Genomic DNA, 18,824 nt, shown 5'->3' on the forward strand with positions numbered 1-18,824 from the left:
CATCGGCGGGTATCGGGGTGAGGTCTCCGTCGGGAAACAGTCGTGGCACAACGAGTTCGAGATCACAGCGCTCGAAGCGCGCGAGTGGCCGACTGTGGCTAGAGTTAGCGCGTCGGGGAAAGACACAGGTTTCGAAAACTTCGCCGTGGAAATGTTTCAGAGACATTTCCACGGCTGGTTATTCGGCTCTCGGTCCTGCTCCGCCATCGTCGGGAGGAGTAGGTTTCATGCCATTCAATGAGTATGTCCGTATTGTGGTCCGCTATTGGTGGGCCATCGTGGCGAGTGTTCTCGTCGGCGGGCTGGCCGGGTTCGGCTATGGCATGTACTTCACATCCGTCGACTACGTGTCGTCGGCTCGGCTCTTCGTCACCGCCGAGGGCGGCACATCGGTGGGTGAGTCCTACCAGAACAATCTCTTCGCCGAGGGGCGAGTCAACTCGTACGCGCAGATAGCGACGAGTGAGCAGGTCGCCACCCGTGCCTCGGAAGCACTGGAGGGGGCCATCAGCCCCGCTGACCTGCGGTCGAAGACGACGGCGCTGCCCGTCGAGGACACCGTGATCCTGACCGTCTCCGTGTCCGGACCGAGTCCGCAACGAGCGCAGTCCTATGCGGCCGCGGTCGCCCAGCAGACCGTCGAGGTCGTGCAGGAACTCGAGACGTCACGGCGCGGCGGGACATCGGCGGCATCGGCAGTGCTCTACGACGAGCCCGGGCTCCCGTCGACGGCGGGCCGGCCGTGGATGTTGTGGACCGCGATCGGTGTAGGCGCCGGACTCGTCGTCGGCGTCGTGATCGCGCTGCTGCTCGGCTGGCGGCGTCGCGGAACCGTTGTCGACGAGGTGACCGCCGTCGACTCGACGCATCATCCCGTGCTCGCGGTGCTGTCGCCGCAGACCATCCCGATCGAGACGCTCGGGATCGACGATTCCGCCGTCCGGGACGCGGACGCCCTTCGCGGACTGCACAATCTGATCCGCTTCCTCGGCGGCCGGCGTGACGAACAGGCCCGCGCACCGCGGGTCATCGGGTTCACCGGCGTCGGATCGGATGCGGGTGCCGGCGACGTCGCGGCACGCTTCGCCTCGACCGTGGCCGCCACGGGGAACACCGTTCTCCTCGTCGACGGCGACCTGTCGGGCGGCGGGATCACCGCCGGAACAGAGCTGTCCGCGGATCACGGACTGTCCACCGTGCTCAGCAGCAGCACCGGCAGCGTCGACCCTTACGTCGAACAGGGTGGGCTGACCATTCTTCCCGCCGGGCCCGTCGCTCCGGAAGCTGTTGTGCGCGTGAGCAGTCCGGTCCTGGGTACCGTGCTCGACGACCTGCGTGAGCGTTTCGACTACATCGTGATCGCCTGTCCCCGCATGGGTTCGACCTCTGATTCGATCGTCTACTCGGCCTTGTCCGATGCGATGGTCGTCGTGGTGCGCAGCGGGTCCGCAACCCGAAAAGCCCTGCGCGACAGCGTCGCGGCGATCGAACTCGTCGGAGCGGTGATCGGTACGGTACTCGTCAGCGGCAAGGCTGGGCGGGCGAAGGCGCCGGATGCGACCGACACCGATGAGCCCGGCGCCGAAACCGTCGATGCCGAACCCGGTTCGGAGAGTGTGACCCAGACGATCCGCACCACGATCGATCATGCTTCACGTAACGGCTCCGGCTCGGCTGCCGCGGCGGGGGTCCCGTCGGACGGGCGGGGTCGTTGACGCGGGCGTCGAACCGGAGGCGGTTCGCCGCCGTCGTCGCCGCGATGACGACGGCCCTCGTGGTGAGTGGTTGTGGTGCAGCAGGGTTCACGGATGATCCGTCCCTGAACTCGGCGATCCCGCTCGCCATCCAGTCGCCGCCCGATCTGGTCACTCCCTATCCGGAACCGATTGTCCGGGGCGCCGCGGACACCGGAGGACCCGGCGCGGTACTCGCGGTCGCCGACCCGCCACGCGGCCCGATCCCGGTGATCACCGAACTGGGTGCGATCGTCAAACGAGTCGAGTACCGGTCGACGTCGGGACTGGACCGGTCGCCGACGGTCGTGTCGGGGATCGTCGTCACCCCGAAAGGCGAACCGCCGCCGGGCGGTTGGACGACGATCGCCTTCGGTCACGGCACCACCGGCGTCCTCGACGACTGCGGTCCTTCGGAATACGTCAACCTCATCGGCAGTGACGAGATCATCGCGGCTCTGGTGCTGAACGGTTTCGCCGTCGCGATGAGCGACTACGAGGGCCTCGGCATGCGGGACGTCGACCATCCGTTCCTCGACGCTCGCACCTACGGCTACAACATGATCGACGCGGTACGTGCCGCCCGCGGAGTGTTCCCGGGGCTGGGCAGGAAATGGATCTCCTACGGCGTCTCCCTGGGCGGGATGGCGTCCTGGGCGGCGGGTGAGCTCGCGCCGACATACGGCGGTGGTCTCGACCTGCTGGGCACCGTCGCACTGGTGCCGGTGTCGGACATGACCGGCCTGGTCGAACGCGCCGAGAAGGGCACGCTCACCGCCGATCAGGTCCCGATGATGGCCTACCTGATCGATTCACTCGCACGCGTGCTGCCCGACGAGTTCGACCGCGACGACTACCGCTCGGAGTTCCTGCGGAAGAACTGGTCCGAGGTACTCCGCTGCATCCCGATCGACGTCCAGCAGACCCAGCGGGTGCTGAACTCCATCGGTGTCGAGGATGTCGCACCGCACACCCCGGAGGCGGCGGCACGACTCCGCGACCACCTCGCCGCCACATCGCTCCCGGTGGGCAGGGCCACTGCGCCGATGCTCATCATGTACGGCACCGAGGACCCACTCATCGCCGCTCCGTGGACCGAACGGGCGATCCGCCGGTCCTGCACCGCCGGGTCGCCCATCCAGGCCATGCGCCGGATCGGGGAGACCCATGCCCAGCTCGACTCCGGGCAATCGGTGGCCTGGATGAAGTCCCTGGAGTCCGGGTGGAAGCCGCCGCAGAACTGCGGGGACCGCCCATGAGGTCACCGTCGACCCGCCGACCGGCGGACTACCTGGCGATCGTGCGCCGCAACCTCGTCGTGCTCGTGGCGTCGGTGATCGCAGCCGCCGCCGTCGGGGCCGGTGCGTACGCGCTGATACCGAAAACCTATGAGGCGCACTCGAGCGCACTGATCATCGCGCCGGGGCCGGCCAGCGTCGGCGCCGAACGCGCCAGCGACCTCGCCGGTCAGCTGCGGTCGGCGTCGTATGTGCAGCTCGCGGTGTCCGATCAGGTGCTGGCACGGGTGGCCCGGGCGGATGCCGCCGGGGTCCTCGGCGACGCCGTCACACCGGAGGATCTCCGCGCGCGGCTGACCGTCACCTCGCCCCTCGACAACGCCGTACTCGACGTCGTGGCCACGGGTCCGACGGGGGAGTCCGCCGCACACCTCGCCGGTGCGGTGGTCGACGTCCTGCGGGTGCTGGTGACCGAACTCGAGTGGAGCGACGGCCCGGTCGCGGGTCCGTTGCACGAGATCGACGTGATCGACGTCGCCTCGGTGCCGGATTCACCTGTGCTGCCAGAGTTCTGGGGAACGATCACGACCGCTGTGCTCCTCGGCCTGCTGGTGGGCCTGGTGCTCGTGATCGGCGTCGAGGTCGCGCGTGACCGGGTCGTGGATCCGCGGGAGGCGCGGGTCCCGCGTACGTCGCGGCCGTCATCCCGCCGTCATGACGCACATCGGGGTGCCCCTCTCGAGGGCGCAATCGGAGGGGGAGCGTGATGGGGAGACGATTGAGCGGGCGCATCAGGATGACGTCGGTACTGCTGGCCGCGGCGATCGCCGTCGCCGGCTGTTCATCGGACGCCGGCGAACAAGCCACCCCGACGACCGGTGCGGGGGGCGTCGAGTATCGCGTCAACACCGACGGAGCCGGGCCCGGCGCGTTGCGGGCAGCCGAGACGATGCCGTTGCTCGACCGCCGGGTACGGGCGAATTCGCAACTGGCGCTGCGTGTCAAGTACGTGTCGACCGACGGTCGGACCGGTGCGGAGACGGAGACCTGGGGAGCGTTCTTCGCGCCCAAGGGTCCGGCGCCGGAAGGCGGACGGCCGGTCATCGTCCTCCCGCACGGCACGAGCGGTGTACTCGGCGAATGCGGGGTCACGCTCAAGTCCGATCTGGGTGACCTGGCGGTCACCGCCGCGAGCTGGCTACAGCTGGGCTACGTCGTCGCAGTCCCGGACTATCAGGGCCTCGGCGATCCGGACGAGCAGCGTCCGACCCATCCGTACCTGGATGCGCGCACCTCCGGACGCAACGTGATCGACGCGGTCCGGGCGGCCCGATATCTCGTGCCGGAGACCGGGACCCGGTGGGGAGCCCTGGGTGGCTCACAGGGCGGGCAGGCGGCGTGGGCTGCCAACGCGCTGGCCGAGACGTACGGCAGCGAACTCGATCTCGTGGGTGTCGCCGCGCTGTCGCCGGCCGCCGACGTCGCCGGGCTCGCCGACCTCGCGGCCTCCGGCACCATGACCGTCGACCAGTACGGGCTGTACAACTGGCTGCTGCTTGCACTGAACGCCGAGAACCCGGAGCTGGACCTGCGCCGGTTCGCCGGCCCTGAGGTCGTCGCGTCCTGGGATGAGCTGTCGCAGTGTTCGGCGTCCCGTGGGGCACGGCGAGCCGAGGTGCTCGAGTCGCTGAGCGCGGACGAACTCCGACCGACATCGCCCGAGGCCGTGACCGAGCTGCGGGACCTGTTGCGCGAACGCGCCGTTCCCGACCTGCCGGCAGCGGCGCCGACCATCGTGATCTACGGCGGCAAGGACGAGCTGATCCGGTCCGAGTGGACCGCGGCGGCGGTGCGGCGCAGTTGTGCCCGTGGCGATGTCGTCCACACCCAGTTCCAACCGGCGGCCGACCACGGCGGCGTCGACGGCCGCCAGGTGGTGGGTTGGCTGACCGCCCGATTCGACGACGAACCGAGCTACAACCGATGCGCAGAGATCGAGAGAGCCGGATGACCGAGAACCTGGAACGGCGGGGAGTCCCCGCCGGTGATGTCCCCGCACCCGCGACGACGCCGACCGTCGGTCGCATCCGAGGACTCGACGGTCCGCGCGGCATCGCGTGCTGGGCGGTGCTGATCGTCCATGTCGCCGTGCAGAATTCACCGGACACGATGGCGAGTGGTGGCCTCCAGCTGTTCGGGCAGGCACTGATCTTCTTCTTCGCGCTGTCCGGGTTCCTGCTCTACCTGCCGTACGTGAAGGGCCTGGTTAGCGGCCGGCAGTCCCCGCCGGACGTCCGCTCCTATGCGACGCATCGTCTGCTGCGGGTGTTCCCCGCGTACCTGCTGATCTTCCTCATCACCAACTACGTTCTCCAGGCTTGTTTCGTCGTGAACGAGTTCGTCGCGAGTGAGACCGGCAAGGACACCGGGACCGGGATGATCACCGACCCGGCCATGCTCCTGACCAACCTGACCCTGACGCAGACCTACTTCCCGCAGTACCTGCAGACAGGCATCAGCCCATCGTGGTCGCTGACACTGGAATTCGGCTTCTACCTGTCGTTGCCGCTGTTCGGGATGGCCATGTGGTGGCTACGGCGGCGGTTCGGAACGCATGCCGCGATCCTCGTGGTGACACCACCGGCGATCCTGATCGTGGTCGGGACGATCGGCAAGATGGTCGCGGGCCGGGTCGCCGAGGCCCAGGGCATCACCGCGGTGACCGAGCAGAACTGGGGACCCAACGCCGTCGCCGTCATCCTGCGGAGTTTCTTCGCAGCCGCCGACAACTTCGCGTTCGGCATGCTCGCCGTCGCGGCGTTCGTCGCGGTCGGTACCGGCCACATCTCGGTGCGGGGCGCCCGGCGTCTGCGTATCGCATCGGCGGTGGCGCTCGTACCGTCGTTGCTGATCATGCTGGTGCTGATCGCGGCCGGCTCGTCGTATCAGTCGACCTTCACGGCGCTGTCGTCTGCGCTGTTCATCCTGATCATCGTGCTGCCGCTGGCCGCAGGCCAGGAGGGCAGGCTCGCCACCGTCCTGGACTGGAAGCCGCTCGACTACAGCGGACGGATCTCGCTGAGCATCTACCTCTGGCATTTCCCGCTGATGATCGTGATCGGCAGACTCGGACTGCTGCAGGGTGATTCGGTGACGGGTCTCATCGTCAACGTCCTGCTCGTCGGCGCGGTCAGCCTCGTGTTCGCGAGCATCACCTATCGATACATCGAGCAGCCCGCGATGGTGGTGGCCAGGAGGATGCGCCGGCGATGATCGGCCTCGTCCGCCGACATCCCCTCCTCGTCGCGATACCGCTCGCGCTGGTGACGCACACGGTCATGCTGGTCGTGGTGACCTCGGGTATCCGTCTCGTCAACGTGGTCCGGGACCCCGCGGACGGACCGGTGCCGTTCGCGATCGTCGAGGGCCCCGGGAAGGTGGTGTCGGCCGAATACACCGACTCGCTGCCGATCTCGGCACGTCTCGACGACGTCCGCGCGATCCGGGTGACGTACTGGTCCACGGATGCGAACTCGGGAGAACCCACCGTCGTCAGTGGACTGGTGGTCACCGGTCCGGAACCCGACGCCGGTCAGACCCGGCCGGTAGTGGCGTTCGCGCACGGCACCACCGGCATCGACGAACCGTGCGCACCCTCCGTCGCCGCCGGGATGTACGGTCTCGGCGAACTCGCACATGGGCTCGTCAAAGCGGGTTTCGTGGTGGCGCTGCCCGACTACCAGGGCCTGGGAAGTCCCGGGGTGCACCCGTATCTCGACGCCCGGACCGCGGGTATGAACGTGATCGATTCCGTCCGGGCACTGCGGGCGGTGTTGCCCTACGCCTCCGAGAAGTGGGTCGCCTACGGCGGATCGCAGGGTGGCGGAGCGGTTCTGGCCGCCGCGATGGCGGCACCCGAGTACGGCCGAGGTCTGGCGATGCTCGGTGCGGCCGCGATGGTCCCGGCCGCGGACATCGCCGGTGTGGTCGAGAAGTCCCGGGACGGCACGATCACCGGTGACCAGCAGCTCATGCTGCAGTGGATCGTCGAGGCGTGGTCTCGTCGCGACCCGGCGGTACGGCTCGACGACTACCGGCGAGGGGCGGCGGTGGCGGCGTGGGACACGTTGTCCGCCTGTACGGGACCGGCAGTCGCCGGCCGGGCGCAGGCGGCCGAGTCGCTGGCGCCGCGCGACATCGGACCCGGCACGCCGGAGTCCGCGTACAGGTTGTCGGAGATCCTCGCCGGATATGCCGTGCCGGTGGCCCCGACACCGGTGCCGATGTACGTCCTCTACGGCGGCCGGGACACGTTCATCGACGCGGAATGGACCGCGGCGTTCGTCGAACGGGCCTGTGAGGTCGGTGATTCGGTGACCGTCGACTACCAAGAGGACCGCGGGCACCCAGATGTGGACGCGGCCGCATTGCTGCCATGGATCTCGGCCCGCTTCGCCGGGGAACCGGCAGCGTCGACCTGCTCGGAGAGGTGAACGTCATGCACGAACCCACGACGGGGCAGTCGATCTCGGAGTCCGACCTGCGAATCCACGGGGACGCACCGGCCAGGGCCCAGCGGATCATCCGCGCGAAAGACGCGGTCAAACGTCTACTCGCCGCGGGGACCGTGGTCGAACCGGCCGATCACTACTCGGTGGTCGCGGTTCTCGGGCAGTCGAATGCGCATGGTGCCGGAATGTCCGGGGTCGGTGCGCTTCCCGGCCAGCCGGATCGGCGGGTCCACCAGTGGCCGGGATGCGGCCGGCGGCGCGGGCGGATACTGCAGGCCGAGGACCCACTGCTCCACGAGATCCCCGGTGCCGGGGCCGGATTCGCGACGACGTTCGGTTCCCTGCTGGCCGACTACACCGGTGAGGCAGTGCTGCTGGTCCCGTCGGCTCGCGGCGACACGTCTTTCCATCAGAAGAACGGCTACAGCTGGGATCCGGCGAACCGCACTGCGCGCGTCAATCTGTACGACCTCGCCGTACGGCAGATCGGCAATGCCCTCGCGGCTGCCAGCACCGGCTCCCGGCTCGCCGCGATCCTGTGGCACCAGGGCGAGAGTGACGTCCCGCTGACGCCGCCCGACGTCTACCGGGATCGCCTGGACGCGCTGATCACCGGTCTCCGAGACAATTTCGGTGAGGTACCGTTCATCCTCGGCCAGATGGTGCCCGAGGAGATCGCGACCGGACACCCGAAGTATCCGGGCATCGCCGCGGTGCACGCCACCACACCCGACCGGCACTCGGCGTGCGCACACGTGTCGGGACCGGACGGCATGCACAACCCAGGGGAGACGATCCACTACAACTCCGCCGGGCAGCGCGAGTTCGGACGCGCGATGTTCGAGGCCTATCGGGATCTCGCCGGCCCTTCCCGCAGCGAGTGATCGCCACTTCGGTCTCGGAATCACATGGTGGAGCGCGTGATTCCGGTCCGAAGTGGCGATCCTGCCGGGACGCGGGATGCGGGGGCGCCCGGGGCTCAGTAGGCGCCGTCCTTCGCAACCACTGCTCGGGCGGTGCGCCACAGGATCGTCAGATCCTGCATGATGGTCCAGTTCTCGACGTAGGACAGGTCCAGCCGGACCGACTCCTCCCAGGAGAGGTCGGATCGTCCGGAGACCTGCCACAGCCCGGTCATGCCGGGTTTGACGAGCATCCGCCGTGCGACCCGGCCGTCGTACTTCTCCACCTCCTCGGGCAGCGGCGGGCGCGGCCCGACCAGACTCATCTGCCCGGTCAGGACGTTGAAGAGCTGAGGGAGTTCGTCGAGGCTGTAGGCGCGGATCACCTTGCCGACCCGGGTGACCCGCGGATCGTCGTGAACCTTGAACAGCAGTCCCGCGCCGTCGTCGCGGTCGCCGAGACCGCCGCGCATCCGGTCGGCGCCGGTGACCATGGACCGGAACTTCCACATGCGGAACTTCTTGTTCCCCAGTCCGACCCGGTCGGCGCGATAGAAGACCGGGAACCCGGAGTCGACGACCACCGCGACGCCGACGATCAGGAAGACAGGGGACAGTGCGAGAAGGAGAAGCGCTGCGCCGCACCGATCGAGAGCGGACTTGCGGAACCGGGTCGCTGCTTCGTAGCGCGGGTGATCGATGTGCAGCAGTGGCAACCCGGCCACCGGCCGCAGCATCATCCGCGGGCCGGTGACGTCTGTGACGCCGGGCGCGACGACCATGTCGACGTCGAGTCCGTGCAGGTTCCAGGACAGGTCCTGCATCGCCTGATGCCCGAGGGCATCGGCCGAGGTGACGGCCACCGTGGTCGCACCCGACGCCCCGACGGCGGCGAGGACGTCGTCGAAATCTCCGAGGACCGGGACCGCCGCGCCGTCGACGTCGATCTCCGCGTGGGTGCCACGATGCCCGGGCGGCAGGCAGGCGCCGACGACCTGGTACCCGAGCGGGGCCGCGGCCGCCAGGCGCCGAACGGTCGGCCGGACCGACTCGACACCGCCGACCATCAGCACCGACTCACGATGCCTGCCGGAGATCCTCGCCCGTGCGAGGAGCCGCCGGAAGACGTTCCGGCCCAGCAACAAGGTGATGGTCCCCATCGGGAGGGCGAGCGCCAGGTACCCCCGCGCGATGTTCAGTCCGCCGAGGAGGTCGACGATGGCCAGTCCGCCGAAGACCGCGAAGCATGCGGTGACGACCCGGCTGTACTCCTGGGGGCCGGAGCCGAAGATCCGCCGGTCGTAGGTCTGGAAGGCGGCGAGGGCGGCCATCCAGACGACGATCAGTGCCGCGGACACGAGGATCGACGGGATGTGGACCGCGGCGGCCGAATGGAGAGAACCGCTGGGGCCGAACCGGAGCCGCTGGGCCAGGGCCACCGAGGCGACCACGACGACCAGATCGGTGCACCAGAGAGCTCTGGTGTACCGCGGAACCCATGATCGCGATCGTGATTGCCTACGGCGCACGGCGATCAGGCGTCGTGATCCGCCCGGGAACCCCGGCCCCGAATCCGCCGGGATCGTGTCGCGAGCCGAGGTCATGCGATTGCCGCCCGCCGGGATTCGTCCGCGCCCACAAGAGCGAGGTCGTGCCGGACCATTGCTTCGACCACTTCCGCGAACCTGGTCGTCGGCCGCCAGCCGAACTCGTCGCCGATCTTGCGGGGATCACCCACCAGGTCGACGCCATCCGCCGGACGCACGAAGGACGGATCGGTGGTCACGAGGTGTTCCCACGACGAGATCCCGGCCACCTCGAAAGCGGTCGCGACAAACTCTCCGACGCTGTGGGATTCGCCGGTCGCGACGACGTAGTCGTCGTTCGCCCGGTTCTCGGCGAGGGCGATCATGGCGGACACGTAGTCCCCTGCCCACCCCCAGTCGCGACGCGCGTCGAGGTTGCCCAACACAAGTGGTTCGGTGCTCCCGGCCGCAATCGCGGCCACCCCGGCGGTGATCTTCCGGGTGACGAAACGGGTGGAGCGCAACGGGGATTCGTGCGGGTAGAGGATGGCGTTGGCCACCTCCAGTCCTTTCGATCTCGCAACCCCGGCCATGGTGTGGCCGTACGCCTTCGCCGCTCCGTAGGGCGACGCCGGGGCGATCGGCGTGGTCTCGTTCTGGGGGGTGGTCGTCGAACCGGCGAAGATCTCGGCGCTGGAGGCGTTCACGACGTGGACGCGCTGCCCCAGGTCGTCGAGCGCCGACGCCGCCTCGAGTATCGCGACGGTCGACATCGCGGTCACCCGGGCGGTGGTCAGCGGATCATGCCAGCTCTCCGACACCGAGGACACGGCGCCGAGGTGGAAGATGTGATCGGGGGCGTGGTCGGTGATCACGCGGCGCGTCGATTCCGGGTCGGCGAGGTCGACCGGGCTCATCACCACGTCGCCACCGGACGCACGACCCACCGCGCGGCCCGGTCGTACCAAGGCGACGACATCCCAACCCCTCGTGACCAATTCCTCGATCAGCAGGTGCCCGTCCTGCCCGTTCGCGCCGGTGACAAGGGCACGTGGCGGGGTCATGCGACCTTGCCGGCCAGCTTCTTCGATTCGATGTCGAGATCTGCCTCGACCATCATCGTGATCAGCTCGGTGAAGCCGACCTCGGGCTTCCAGCCGAGGAGTTCACGGGCCTTGGTGCTGTCGCCGATGAGGAGATCGACCTCGGCAGGGCGGAAGAAGCGGGGGTCGATGCGGACGAGATGCTCCCAGTCGTCGATGCCCACGACCTTGAACGCCACGTCGAGCAACTCACGGATGGAGTGTGTCTCGCCGGTGGAGATGACGTAGTCGTCGGCGATGTCCTGTTGCAGCATCATCCACATGGCGCGGACGTAGTCGCCGGCAAAGCCCCAGTCGCGCTGTGCATCCAGGTTTCCCAGTGCGATCGAATCGTCGGTGCCGAGTGCGATGCGGGCGACGGCCTGGGTGACCTTGCGGGTCACGAACTCCGGGCCCCGACGCGGCGACTCGTGATTGAACAGGATTCCGGAGCTGGCGTGCATGCCGTAGGACTCGCGGTAGTTGATGGTCATGTAGTGGCCGAAGACCTTGCTCACACCGTACGGCGAACGCGGCCAGAGCAGTGTCGACTCGCGCTGGGGGACCTCCTGCACCTTGCCGAACATCTCGGAGCTCGACGCCTGGTAGTAGCGGATGTCCTTGCCGGTCGTATCCTGGTGCAGACGAACCGCTTCGAGCATGTTCAGTACGCCCGTACCGGTCACATCGCTCGTCAGTCGGGCATTCTGCCACGAGTAGGCGACGAACGAGACGGCGCCGAGGTTGTAGACCTCATCCGGATTCGCATAGGTCATGGCCCGCATCAAGCTCGACAGATCGAGCAGGTTCCCGCTGACGATGTCGACGTACGGATGCGATTCGGCAAGGCGCGCGGCCTTCGGGTTGTTCTGTCCCCGAACGAGTCCCACGACCCGGTAACCCTTCGAATGCAGGAGCTCGGCGAGGTAGAGGCCGTCCTGTCCGGTGATACCGGTGATCAATGCAGATTTCATCGACAATTCTCCCAGTGCGAGGCGAACGACATCCGTGTCTTTTCACCGACTTTCGAACACGCACTGATTCCCCGACCAGATGCATGTAAAAGCTGCGAGCACAGCCTCGTCCGGAACCCGCCACCCATGTGGGTCCCCGAACTTGGCGGTACTCTCTGCGCCATGAGAATACGATCATCCCGGCATTTCTGCCTATCGAGAACCCATTTCCTCTCTGCCTTTGTGGTGAGCATCTCTCTGTTGCTCGGCCTCGGGATCGGTGGAAGTGTCCCCGGATCCGCGAGCTCCGCCCCCGCCGCCCCGGGCTGGTTGGGTTCCGGGAGCGCTGCCGGCCCCACCGAGGCGGCGGTCCCCGTCACCACGGCCGGGTTCGGCTTCGCCGGCGGCTCAGGACTGTTGTGGCTCAACGATGCCGACCTCGGCCGCGAACTCGACGCGGTGAAGCGGACCAAGGCGACCTGGCTGCGGGTCACGGTCGACTGGAACTCGATCGAGGCGGCCAAGAACTCGTACAACTGGTCCACCCCGGACCGGATCATCAATGCGGCGCGTGCCCGCGGGCTCAAGGTCCTCGCCAATGTGGTGTCGTCGCCGCCCTGGTCCCGGCCGGCCGGAACCTTCTTCACCGCCCCGCCGACGAACAATTCCGACCTGAGTTCCTTCTTGAAGAAGTTCATCGCGCGGTACGGAAGCAAGGTCACGAACTACCAGATCTGGAATGAGCCGAATCTGCCCATCTTCTTCGGGTGGACGGTCGACGCCGCCCGGTACACCTCCCTCCTGAAGGCCGCCTACAGCACCATCAAGTCGGCGCAGTGGGGTTCCACCGTCATCGCTGCAGGTCTGGCGCGTTCCGGCGGCTGGAACTCGCCGCCGAACTTCGTCACCGCCATGTACAACGCCGGCGCCAAGGGCAGCTTCGACGCGCTCGCGATGCACCCGTACGTCTTCCCCGGCGGCCTGTACGCCAACCCGGAGAACGCCGTCACCGACATCCCGGCGGTGCGCAACCTGATGATCGCGCGCGGGGACGGCGCGAAGAAGATCTGGTTCACCGAACTCGGCGCTCCCACCGGCACGGCGGACGACGCGGTCTCGGAATGGGAACAGGCCAAACAGATCACGGATGTGAAGGGCTTCGCCGTCTCGGCGGGATTCGTGGGCCCGACGTTCATCTACAGCATCCGGGACACCGGTACCAATCTGGCCGATCGCGAACAGAATTTCGGTGCCATCTACAAGCACGACTGGACTCCGAAGTACGCGGCAAGCGTCCTGGGAGCGGTCTGACACCGCCACTGTCCGTGGCACATTCTCACGCCCGTTCCGCGACGGCAAGCTCACATATCGCGAGCACGCCGCGCGGAGCGGGCGTTTCCACATTACGATCTCCTTTCGAGCGGACATCGGGGTCCGCGCGAGTGCGTGCACTCGCCATTCACGAGAATTCTTCTCGAAATTCGTCGGGGGAGAAGTGGTTCTTTGGTGCACATGATGGATGCTGGGCTCGTCGTGGAGAAAATGCCGAGAGTGGCGATCGCCCACGACTATCTGACCCAGCGGGGCGGGGCGGAAAAGGTCGTCCTGTCCCTCAGTAAGGCGTTTCCGGACGCCCCTATCTACACGCTCTTGTACGAGCCGGATCAGACTTATGAGGAGTTCCGGGACAAGACGATCATCACCTCGCCGGTGAATCGTGTTGCGGCACTGCGTACCGATCACCGGTCGGCCCTGCCGGTGCTGCCGTTCGCGGCCTCGCGGATGCGCATCGACGCCGACATCGTGGTGGTGAGTTCGAGTGGCTGGGCGCACGGCTTCGACACCTCCGGGTACAAGCTCGTCTACTGCTACTCGCCGGCGCGCTGGCTCTATCAGACCGATGTCTATCTCGGTGAGTCCTCCAGTGCCGTCAAGAAACTCGCGATCCGCCTGCTCGGGCCGGTACTTCGTCGCTGGGACCGGGCGGCCGCGCGGGAGTGCGACCGCTACCTCGCGATCTCGAGGGCGGTCCGCGACCGCATCGAGGCGGCGTACGGCCTCGATTCGACGGTGGTCTCGGCGCCGGTGCTCCCGCCCCTCGCGCCGTCGGGGTTAGCGGATGCGCCCGCCGGCATTCCGGTACGCCCGTTCCATCTGTGTGTCTCACGCCTGCTGGCGTACAAGAACGTCGACGCGGTGATCGACGCCTTCCGTGGTACGGACGATCATCTGGTGGTCGTGGGTCGCGGGCCCGAGGCGGAGCGGTTGCGCGCAACCAAGCCCGAGAACGTGACCATGCTGAGCGACCTCACCGACGCCGAGATGGGCTGGTTGTACGACAACTGCACCGCAGTGGTCGCGGCCAGCTACGAGGACTACGGACTGACCCCACTGGAGGGCGGCATGCGGGGCAAGCCGTGCGCCGTACTGCGCTGGGGTGGTTTCCTCGACACCATCGCCGAAGGCGTCAACGGAGTGTTCTTCGACGCACCCGACCCGGTGAGCATCCGGGCCGCCGTCGCCGAGATCGCCACGCGCGACTGGGATGCCGAACAGATCAAGGCGCACGTCGCCCACTTCGGCGAGGAGACATTCATCAAGGAGATCAAGAACCTCGTGTCCGAGGCAGTGGTCGCGAGAGGAGCGGAGCGAACGTGAGTACCGAAATGACGACACCGCCGGCGGCGGGACCAGCCGGACCGACGGTTCCGCAGCGCGCGGATTTCCACCCCCGGTACACCTTCACCGAGATCTCGACGATCGCCAAGGCGAAGAACCGTGTCGGAATCCTGCTGTACAACAACATCATCACCTACATCCCGTCTCATACCATCCGGCAGGGATTCCTCCGCGCGTTCGGCGCGAAGATCGGTAAGGACACCTCGATCCTGCGCGGCTGTCAGGTCTTCGACATCGACCAGATCCGGATCGGCGAGGCGTGCTCCATCGGGTTCCGCGTCCTGTTCGACGCACGATCGGGCATCTGCATCGGTGACAACGTGGTGATCGCGAGTGACACCCAGATCATCGCCGGAAAGCACGACCCGGCGAGTCCGGAGTTCGAGGCGATTCTCGAACCGGTGTACATCGGTGACCACGCGTGGATCGCCAGCCGCGCCACCGTCGTGAGCGGCGTCAGCATCGGACGGGGTGCCGTGGTCGCCGCGTGCGCGCTCGTCAGCAGGGACGTCGCCGATCTCGACATCGTCGGCGGTGTGCCGGCCAAGACGATCTCCAAGCGACCCGAGTCGGCGTTGCGTTACCGGCCGAAGTACCGGCCGCTCTTCTACTGATGGCCGGCCAGATGGCAGCAGGGCCGGTCGGGAAGCCGGGGACGACGGACCTGGACGGGGTTCGTCTGATCTACGTCGCCGCCGAGAGGACTGCCGGCGGAGTCGGCGCCTATTCGGAGGTGTTCGCGGGCATACTGCGCCGTCGTGTCGCGGACTTCCACGAGGTCCGGCACCCGCGGCCCGGAACCGACACGGTTGCCGGACTGCGTGCTCGGCGGCGGGCGATCATCGAGCTCATCGACGCCGCGGACGGCCGTCCGGTCGTCGTGCACGGTGAGTTCTCCGGCGGTTCGGTCGAATCCTTCTGGCCCACGGCCGGACTCGAACGTCACCGACGTGATGTCCTGGTCAGTGCGACCGTCCACGATCCGCCCGGACTCGTCTGGTGGCCTGGGCGCGTCGCGTTCCTCGAGCAGCGCAAGCTGCTCAACCACGCCGTGCATTTCCCGCTCCGGACGCTCTCCCGTGCGGTCGAGCGGAGGGTCGCCGGATCTCGCACGCTCTTCGCGATGAGCGATGCCGGGGTCCGATCGCTGCTCCGTGCCTATCCGGACACGACTGTGCGCCATGCCCACATGCCGGTGTGGAGCCGCGGTGAGGTGGTGTCCGCCCCGGACCGGCCGAAAGCGGTCGGACTGTTCGGACTGGTATACCGCGGAAAGGGTTTCGAGCACGTCGAACGACTTCGGAGTCTGCTTCCCGACGACATCGTCATCCGGATCGCCGGCCGCGGGACCGAAGCGCTGCCCGCCATCGACGGTGTGGAGATCCTGGGCGGCGTCGACGACGCGGACCTTCCCGCCTACTTCTCCGCCATCCGGGCACTCATCGTGCCCTACGGTGCGCGCAGTCCCTACGGCGAGGCGTTCCCCGGTTCGAGTGTCGTCACCGACGCGATCGCACATCTCACCCCGGTCGTGTGCACCGGTCATGGTGCGCTCGGTGAGCTCCGGGCCGAAGGCGGCGTTCGCGTCGTCGACGACGACGGACGCACCGAAGACGAGACGGTGAGTGAGTTGGCGACGGCTGCCGCGGATCTCGTCGAATCCCGAGATCGCCTGTCCGAGATGGCCGAGGCACTGAAGGCGATGCGCGAGGCGCGCGAACCCGACGAGGTAGTCGGCGGTTACCTCGAGACCTGGGCGAGGTCGCTGTGTCGGGCCTGAGCGGCGCGACCGACACCGAGGAGAAGGCGGCCCCGGTCGACGACCGACGCAACCTGGTCAAGGCGCTCGTGGCTGCCGGGTGGACCTACGGCGGACGAGCCGCAGGTCTGGGCTGGACCATCGCCCTCACCTTTCACCTCGGCATCGGCGCCTACGGGCAGTACGCGATGGCCTTCGCGCTCGGCGCTATCATCGCGGCGCCCCTGGACAATCCGTTCGCGGTGCGGGCCATCCGCGAGGCGGAGGATGCGTTCGCGGCGGAGCGGGTGACGCGAATCCTGTTGGGGCTCGGTCTGATGGGCGTGGGTGCGTCGTGTCTGGCTGCGCCGTATCTGGTGTGGTTCGCCCTGATCGTCGCGGGTGGTGAGATCGCGTTCAACGCGGTCAAGAGCCGCGCGCTGCGCGACGGCCACCCCGATCGGGTGATGCGATTCGACACCACGCGGCAGGTCGTGAGCATCGCAATGGCCGTCGGCTACCTGCAGTTCGTACCGTCGGCAGATCTCGAGACGGCGAGTTTCTGTTATCTCGCACCGTATCTCGTCATCGCCGTCTACGCCGCGACGCTTGTCCCGCGTACCCGCCCGGGCGTCCCCGGCTCGGCTCGCCTGATCGCGATCCTGTTCGGGGAGCATCTCGCGAACGCGCTCTACATGCAGGGCGACATCCTGCTGCTGGGAGCGGTGACCGATTCCGATGTGGCGGGATACTTCGCGATCGCGAGCACGGTCGGCTGGGCGGCCGGCCAGGTCGGGATGTCGCTCGCCGGGACCTACCACGAGCAGTTGCGTGCCGCCGGTGGCGCGGTCACCGCGGGTCCGCCGGTGAAACACGTGGTGATCATGGCGGTCGCGACCTCGGCGCTTGTGATGGGGGCCGGGTTCGTCCTGCTCGCCACCCCGTACTCATCCGAACTCGCCTGGGCGCTGGTGGTGATCTCGTTGTTCGTCGCACTGCGTGTGATGAACAACGTGCTGACGACGGTGCTCTATGTGCAGCGACGCGATGTGGTACGCAGCGCCGCGGCCGCCGTACTGGTCCCGGTCAAACTCGGATTGGTCTGCGCGCTGGCGGGTTTCGGTGCGGTGGGAGCGGCGATCGCGTCGGTGGTCACCGACGCGATCCTGTTCGCGATCTATGTCCGGTCGGTGCGGCCCGAAGGGCTCGTCACCGGAGAAGACGAAACCGCAAGACAGGGGTGAGGCGTATGACGACGGTGACGTTCATGATGGCCAAGGACATCGAACACGACCACGGCGGCGACGTGGCCCTGGCCCGGGTGATCTTCGACATCGCGGCGGAATCGTTCGACCTACGGGCCGTGTGTCTCTCCAACCATCTCGCCACCGGCGACGCTCCGCGGATCTCGGCCGACGGCAGGGTGATCCGGGTGCCGAAGCCGCCTGTGCGACTCCCGGCGCTGATCGGCAACAGCGTGCGGACCCGGCGGAGCGTGTGCCACGTCCGGTTCGACACCGACGACCTGGTCCGCACCCTCGACGACCTCGACGGTGACGTCTTCCTCGCGGAGCACTCGTACATGGCCGAGTCGTACCTGCGCTCGACGCAGGTGGATCGCAGCGAACTGGTGATCAACACGGTCAACTCGGAATCCCTGGTGTGGCGGCTCACGCGCGGAGTGCCGGGGATCCTCGAGGCGAAGCGCATCCTGTCCGATGAACTCCGGGTGGCGCGCAGCGCGTCGGCGATCGGCACCTACGACCTCGAGGAGGCGCAGTTCTACCGGGAGCGCGGGTGCCCGAGTGCCCGCTGGATCGATCTCACCCTGCCGCCCGGGACGCGCGCCGACGCCGATGCCGACGTACCGCGACTCGTCTTCATGGGAACCCGGGACTGGCCGCCGAATCAGGAGGGCTTCCTGGAGATCCTCCGCCTGTGGCCGCGCATTGCGCAGGGCATCCCCGACGCCGAGCTGTGCATCGTCGGCGCACCCAAACCGGGCGCGACACCACCGCCGCTGCCCGACGGCGTCCGTGACATCGGCTTCGTGGAGGACCTCGACGCGTTCCTCGGCACCTGCCGTGCCCTCGTCGCCCCCATCCGGACCGGGGGCGGGGTCCGGGTGAAGCTCCTCGACGCCGCCGGCCGTGGTCTGCCCGTGGTGGGCACCACCGCCGCCATCGGTTCGCTCGAACCGGTCTTCGGGCTGACGGCCTACGACGATCCCGACGAGTTCGTCGAACGCGCGCGCGCGTTTCTGCTCGACGCCGATCTGGCGCAGAAAGAGGGCGCGCGGATTTTCGAGGCGAATGCGGAACGGTGGGAGCAGCGCATTCCCCATCAGGCCGTCGAAACACTTCTGAGTCGGGGGCCGGTTCCGGTCGACCATTGACGTCAGCGGATGGAGTGGTGTCGCTCGAATGGCCGACAGCCGTCTGCCCGATTTTCGCAACAGTTTG

General features: G+C 67.7%; 16 protein-coding genes. 13 read left to right on the forward strand and 3 right to left on the reverse strand.

From position 1 onward, the window contains the following. Positions 1-227: 227 nt before the first annotated feature. Genes GOALK_RS09500 through GOALK_RS09530 form a run of 7 tightly spaced genes read left to right on the forward strand, consistent with a single transcriptional unit; the run spans position 228 to position 8,366 of the window. Positions 228-1,715 carry a tyrosine-protein kinase domain-containing protein gene (locus GOALK_RS09500; protein ID WP_006358593.1) on the forward strand — a complete coding sequence of 496 codons (1,488 nt, stop codon included), beginning with the start codon at positions 228-230 and terminating at the stop codon, positions 1,713-1,715. Further along, on the forward strand, positions 1,712-2,992 hold the full coding sequence (locus tag GOALK_RS09505; protein WP_035753305.1) for a lipase family protein: 1,281 nt from the start codon (positions 1,712-1,714) through the stop codon (positions 2,990-2,992). The genes GOALK_RS09500 and GOALK_RS09505 overlap by 4 nt, the downstream gene beginning before the upstream one ends. Then, a complete protein-coding gene (locus GOALK_RS09510; protein ID WP_006358595.1) occupies positions 2,989-3,738 on the forward strand; it encodes a YveK family protein in 750 nt (249 codons plus the stop codon). The genes GOALK_RS09505 and GOALK_RS09510 overlap by 4 nt, the downstream gene beginning before the upstream one ends. 29 nt (positions 3,739-3,767) lie before the next feature. Further along, complete coding sequence (locus GOALK_RS09515) at positions 3,768-4,982, forward strand: alpha/beta fold hydrolase (protein ID WP_006358596.1); 1,215 nt, start codon at positions 3,768-3,770, stop codon at positions 4,980-4,982. Further along, positions 4,979-6,244 (forward strand): acyltransferase family protein, encoded by a 1,266-nt coding sequence (locus GOALK_RS09520; RefSeq protein WP_006358597.1) that lies wholly within the window; start codon positions 4,979-4,981, stop codon positions 6,242-6,244. Before GOALK_RS09515 ends, GOALK_RS09520 begins: the two co-directional genes overlap by 4 nt. Next, positions 6,241-7,464 (forward strand): lipase family protein, encoded by a 1,224-nt coding sequence (locus tag GOALK_RS09525; RefSeq protein ID WP_006358598.1) that lies wholly within the window; start codon positions 6,241-6,243, stop codon positions 7,462-7,464. Before GOALK_RS09520 ends, GOALK_RS09525 begins: the two co-directional genes overlap by 4 nt. Positions 7,465-7,469: 5 nt before the next feature. Next, positions 7,470-8,366 (forward strand): sialate O-acetylesterase, encoded by an 897-nt coding sequence (locus tag GOALK_RS09530; RefSeq protein WP_006358599.1) that lies wholly within the window; start codon positions 7,470-7,472, stop codon positions 8,364-8,366. A 95-nt stretch (positions 8,367-8,461) separates the two neighbouring features. Here the strand turns inward: GOALK_RS09530 and GOALK_RS09535 are convergent, their stop codons facing one another. From GOALK_RS09535 to GOALK_RS09545, 3 genes are read right to left on the reverse strand one after another with little or no spacing between them, the layout of a single operon-like run. Continuing rightward, positions 8,462-9,988, reverse strand: a complete 1,527-nt coding sequence (locus tag GOALK_RS09535) for a sugar transferase (protein ID WP_042375519.1) — start codon at positions 9,986-9,988, stop codon at positions 8,462-8,464. Continuing rightward, positions 9,985-10,974 carry a GDP-mannose 4,6-dehydratase gene (locus GOALK_RS09540; RefSeq protein ID WP_006358601.1) on the reverse strand — a complete coding sequence of 330 codons (990 nt, stop codon included), beginning with the start codon at positions 10,972-10,974 and terminating at the stop codon, positions 9,985-9,987. The genes GOALK_RS09535 and GOALK_RS09540 overlap by 4 nt, the downstream gene beginning before the upstream one ends. Then, positions 10,971-11,966 carry a GDP-mannose 4,6-dehydratase gene (locus GOALK_RS09545; protein WP_006358602.1) on the reverse strand — a complete coding sequence of 332 codons (996 nt, stop codon included), beginning with the start codon at positions 11,964-11,966 and terminating at the stop codon, positions 10,971-10,973. The genes GOALK_RS09540 and GOALK_RS09545 overlap by 4 nt, the downstream gene beginning before the upstream one ends. 222 nt (positions 11,967-12,188) lie before the next feature. On the opposite strand from GOALK_RS09545, the gene GOALK_RS09550 reads away from it, so the two are divergent. The 6 genes from GOALK_RS09550 (at position 12,189) to GOALK_RS09575 (ending at position 18,757) form a co-directional block, all read left to right on the forward strand. Further along, positions 12,189-13,256, forward strand: a complete 1,068-nt coding sequence (locus GOALK_RS09550; protein ID WP_006358603.1) for a cellulase family glycosylhydrolase — start codon at positions 12,189-12,191, stop codon at positions 13,254-13,256. 231 nt (positions 13,257-13,487) lie between these two features. Then, positions 13,488-14,603, forward strand: a complete 1,116-nt coding sequence (locus tag GOALK_RS09555) for a glycosyltransferase (RefSeq protein ID WP_042375517.1) — start codon at positions 13,488-13,490, stop codon at positions 14,601-14,603. A gap of 8 nt (positions 14,604-14,611) precedes the next feature. Then, a complete protein-coding gene (locus GOALK_RS09560) occupies positions 14,612-15,238 on the forward strand; it encodes an acyltransferase (protein ID WP_006358605.1) in 627 nt (208 codons plus the stop codon). An 11-nt stretch (positions 15,239-15,249) separates the two neighbouring features. Then, positions 15,250-16,404: a glycosyltransferase gene (locus GOALK_RS09565; RefSeq protein WP_230461898.1), complete on the forward strand. Its 1,155-nt coding sequence runs from the start codon at positions 15,250-15,252 to the stop codon at positions 16,402-16,404. Continuing rightward, positions 16,392-17,606: a lipopolysaccharide biosynthesis protein gene (locus tag GOALK_RS09570; RefSeq protein ID WP_006358607.1), complete on the forward strand. Its 1,215-nt coding sequence runs from the start codon at positions 16,392-16,394 to the stop codon at positions 17,604-17,606. The genes GOALK_RS09565 and GOALK_RS09570 overlap by 13 nt, the downstream gene beginning before the upstream one ends. Before the next feature lie 5 nt (positions 17,607-17,611). After that, positions 17,612-18,757 carry a glycosyltransferase gene (locus GOALK_RS09575; RefSeq protein ID WP_006358608.1) on the forward strand — a complete coding sequence of 382 codons (1,146 nt, stop codon included), beginning with the start codon at positions 17,612-17,614 and terminating at the stop codon, positions 18,755-18,757. Positions 18,758-18,824: the final 67 nt, after the last annotated feature.

The sequence above is a fragment of the Gordonia alkanivorans NBRC 16433 genome (genome assembly GCF_000225505.1).
GTDB classification, from domain to species: Bacteria; Actinomycetota; Actinomycetes; order Mycobacteriales; family Mycobacteriaceae; genus Gordonia; species Gordonia alkanivorans.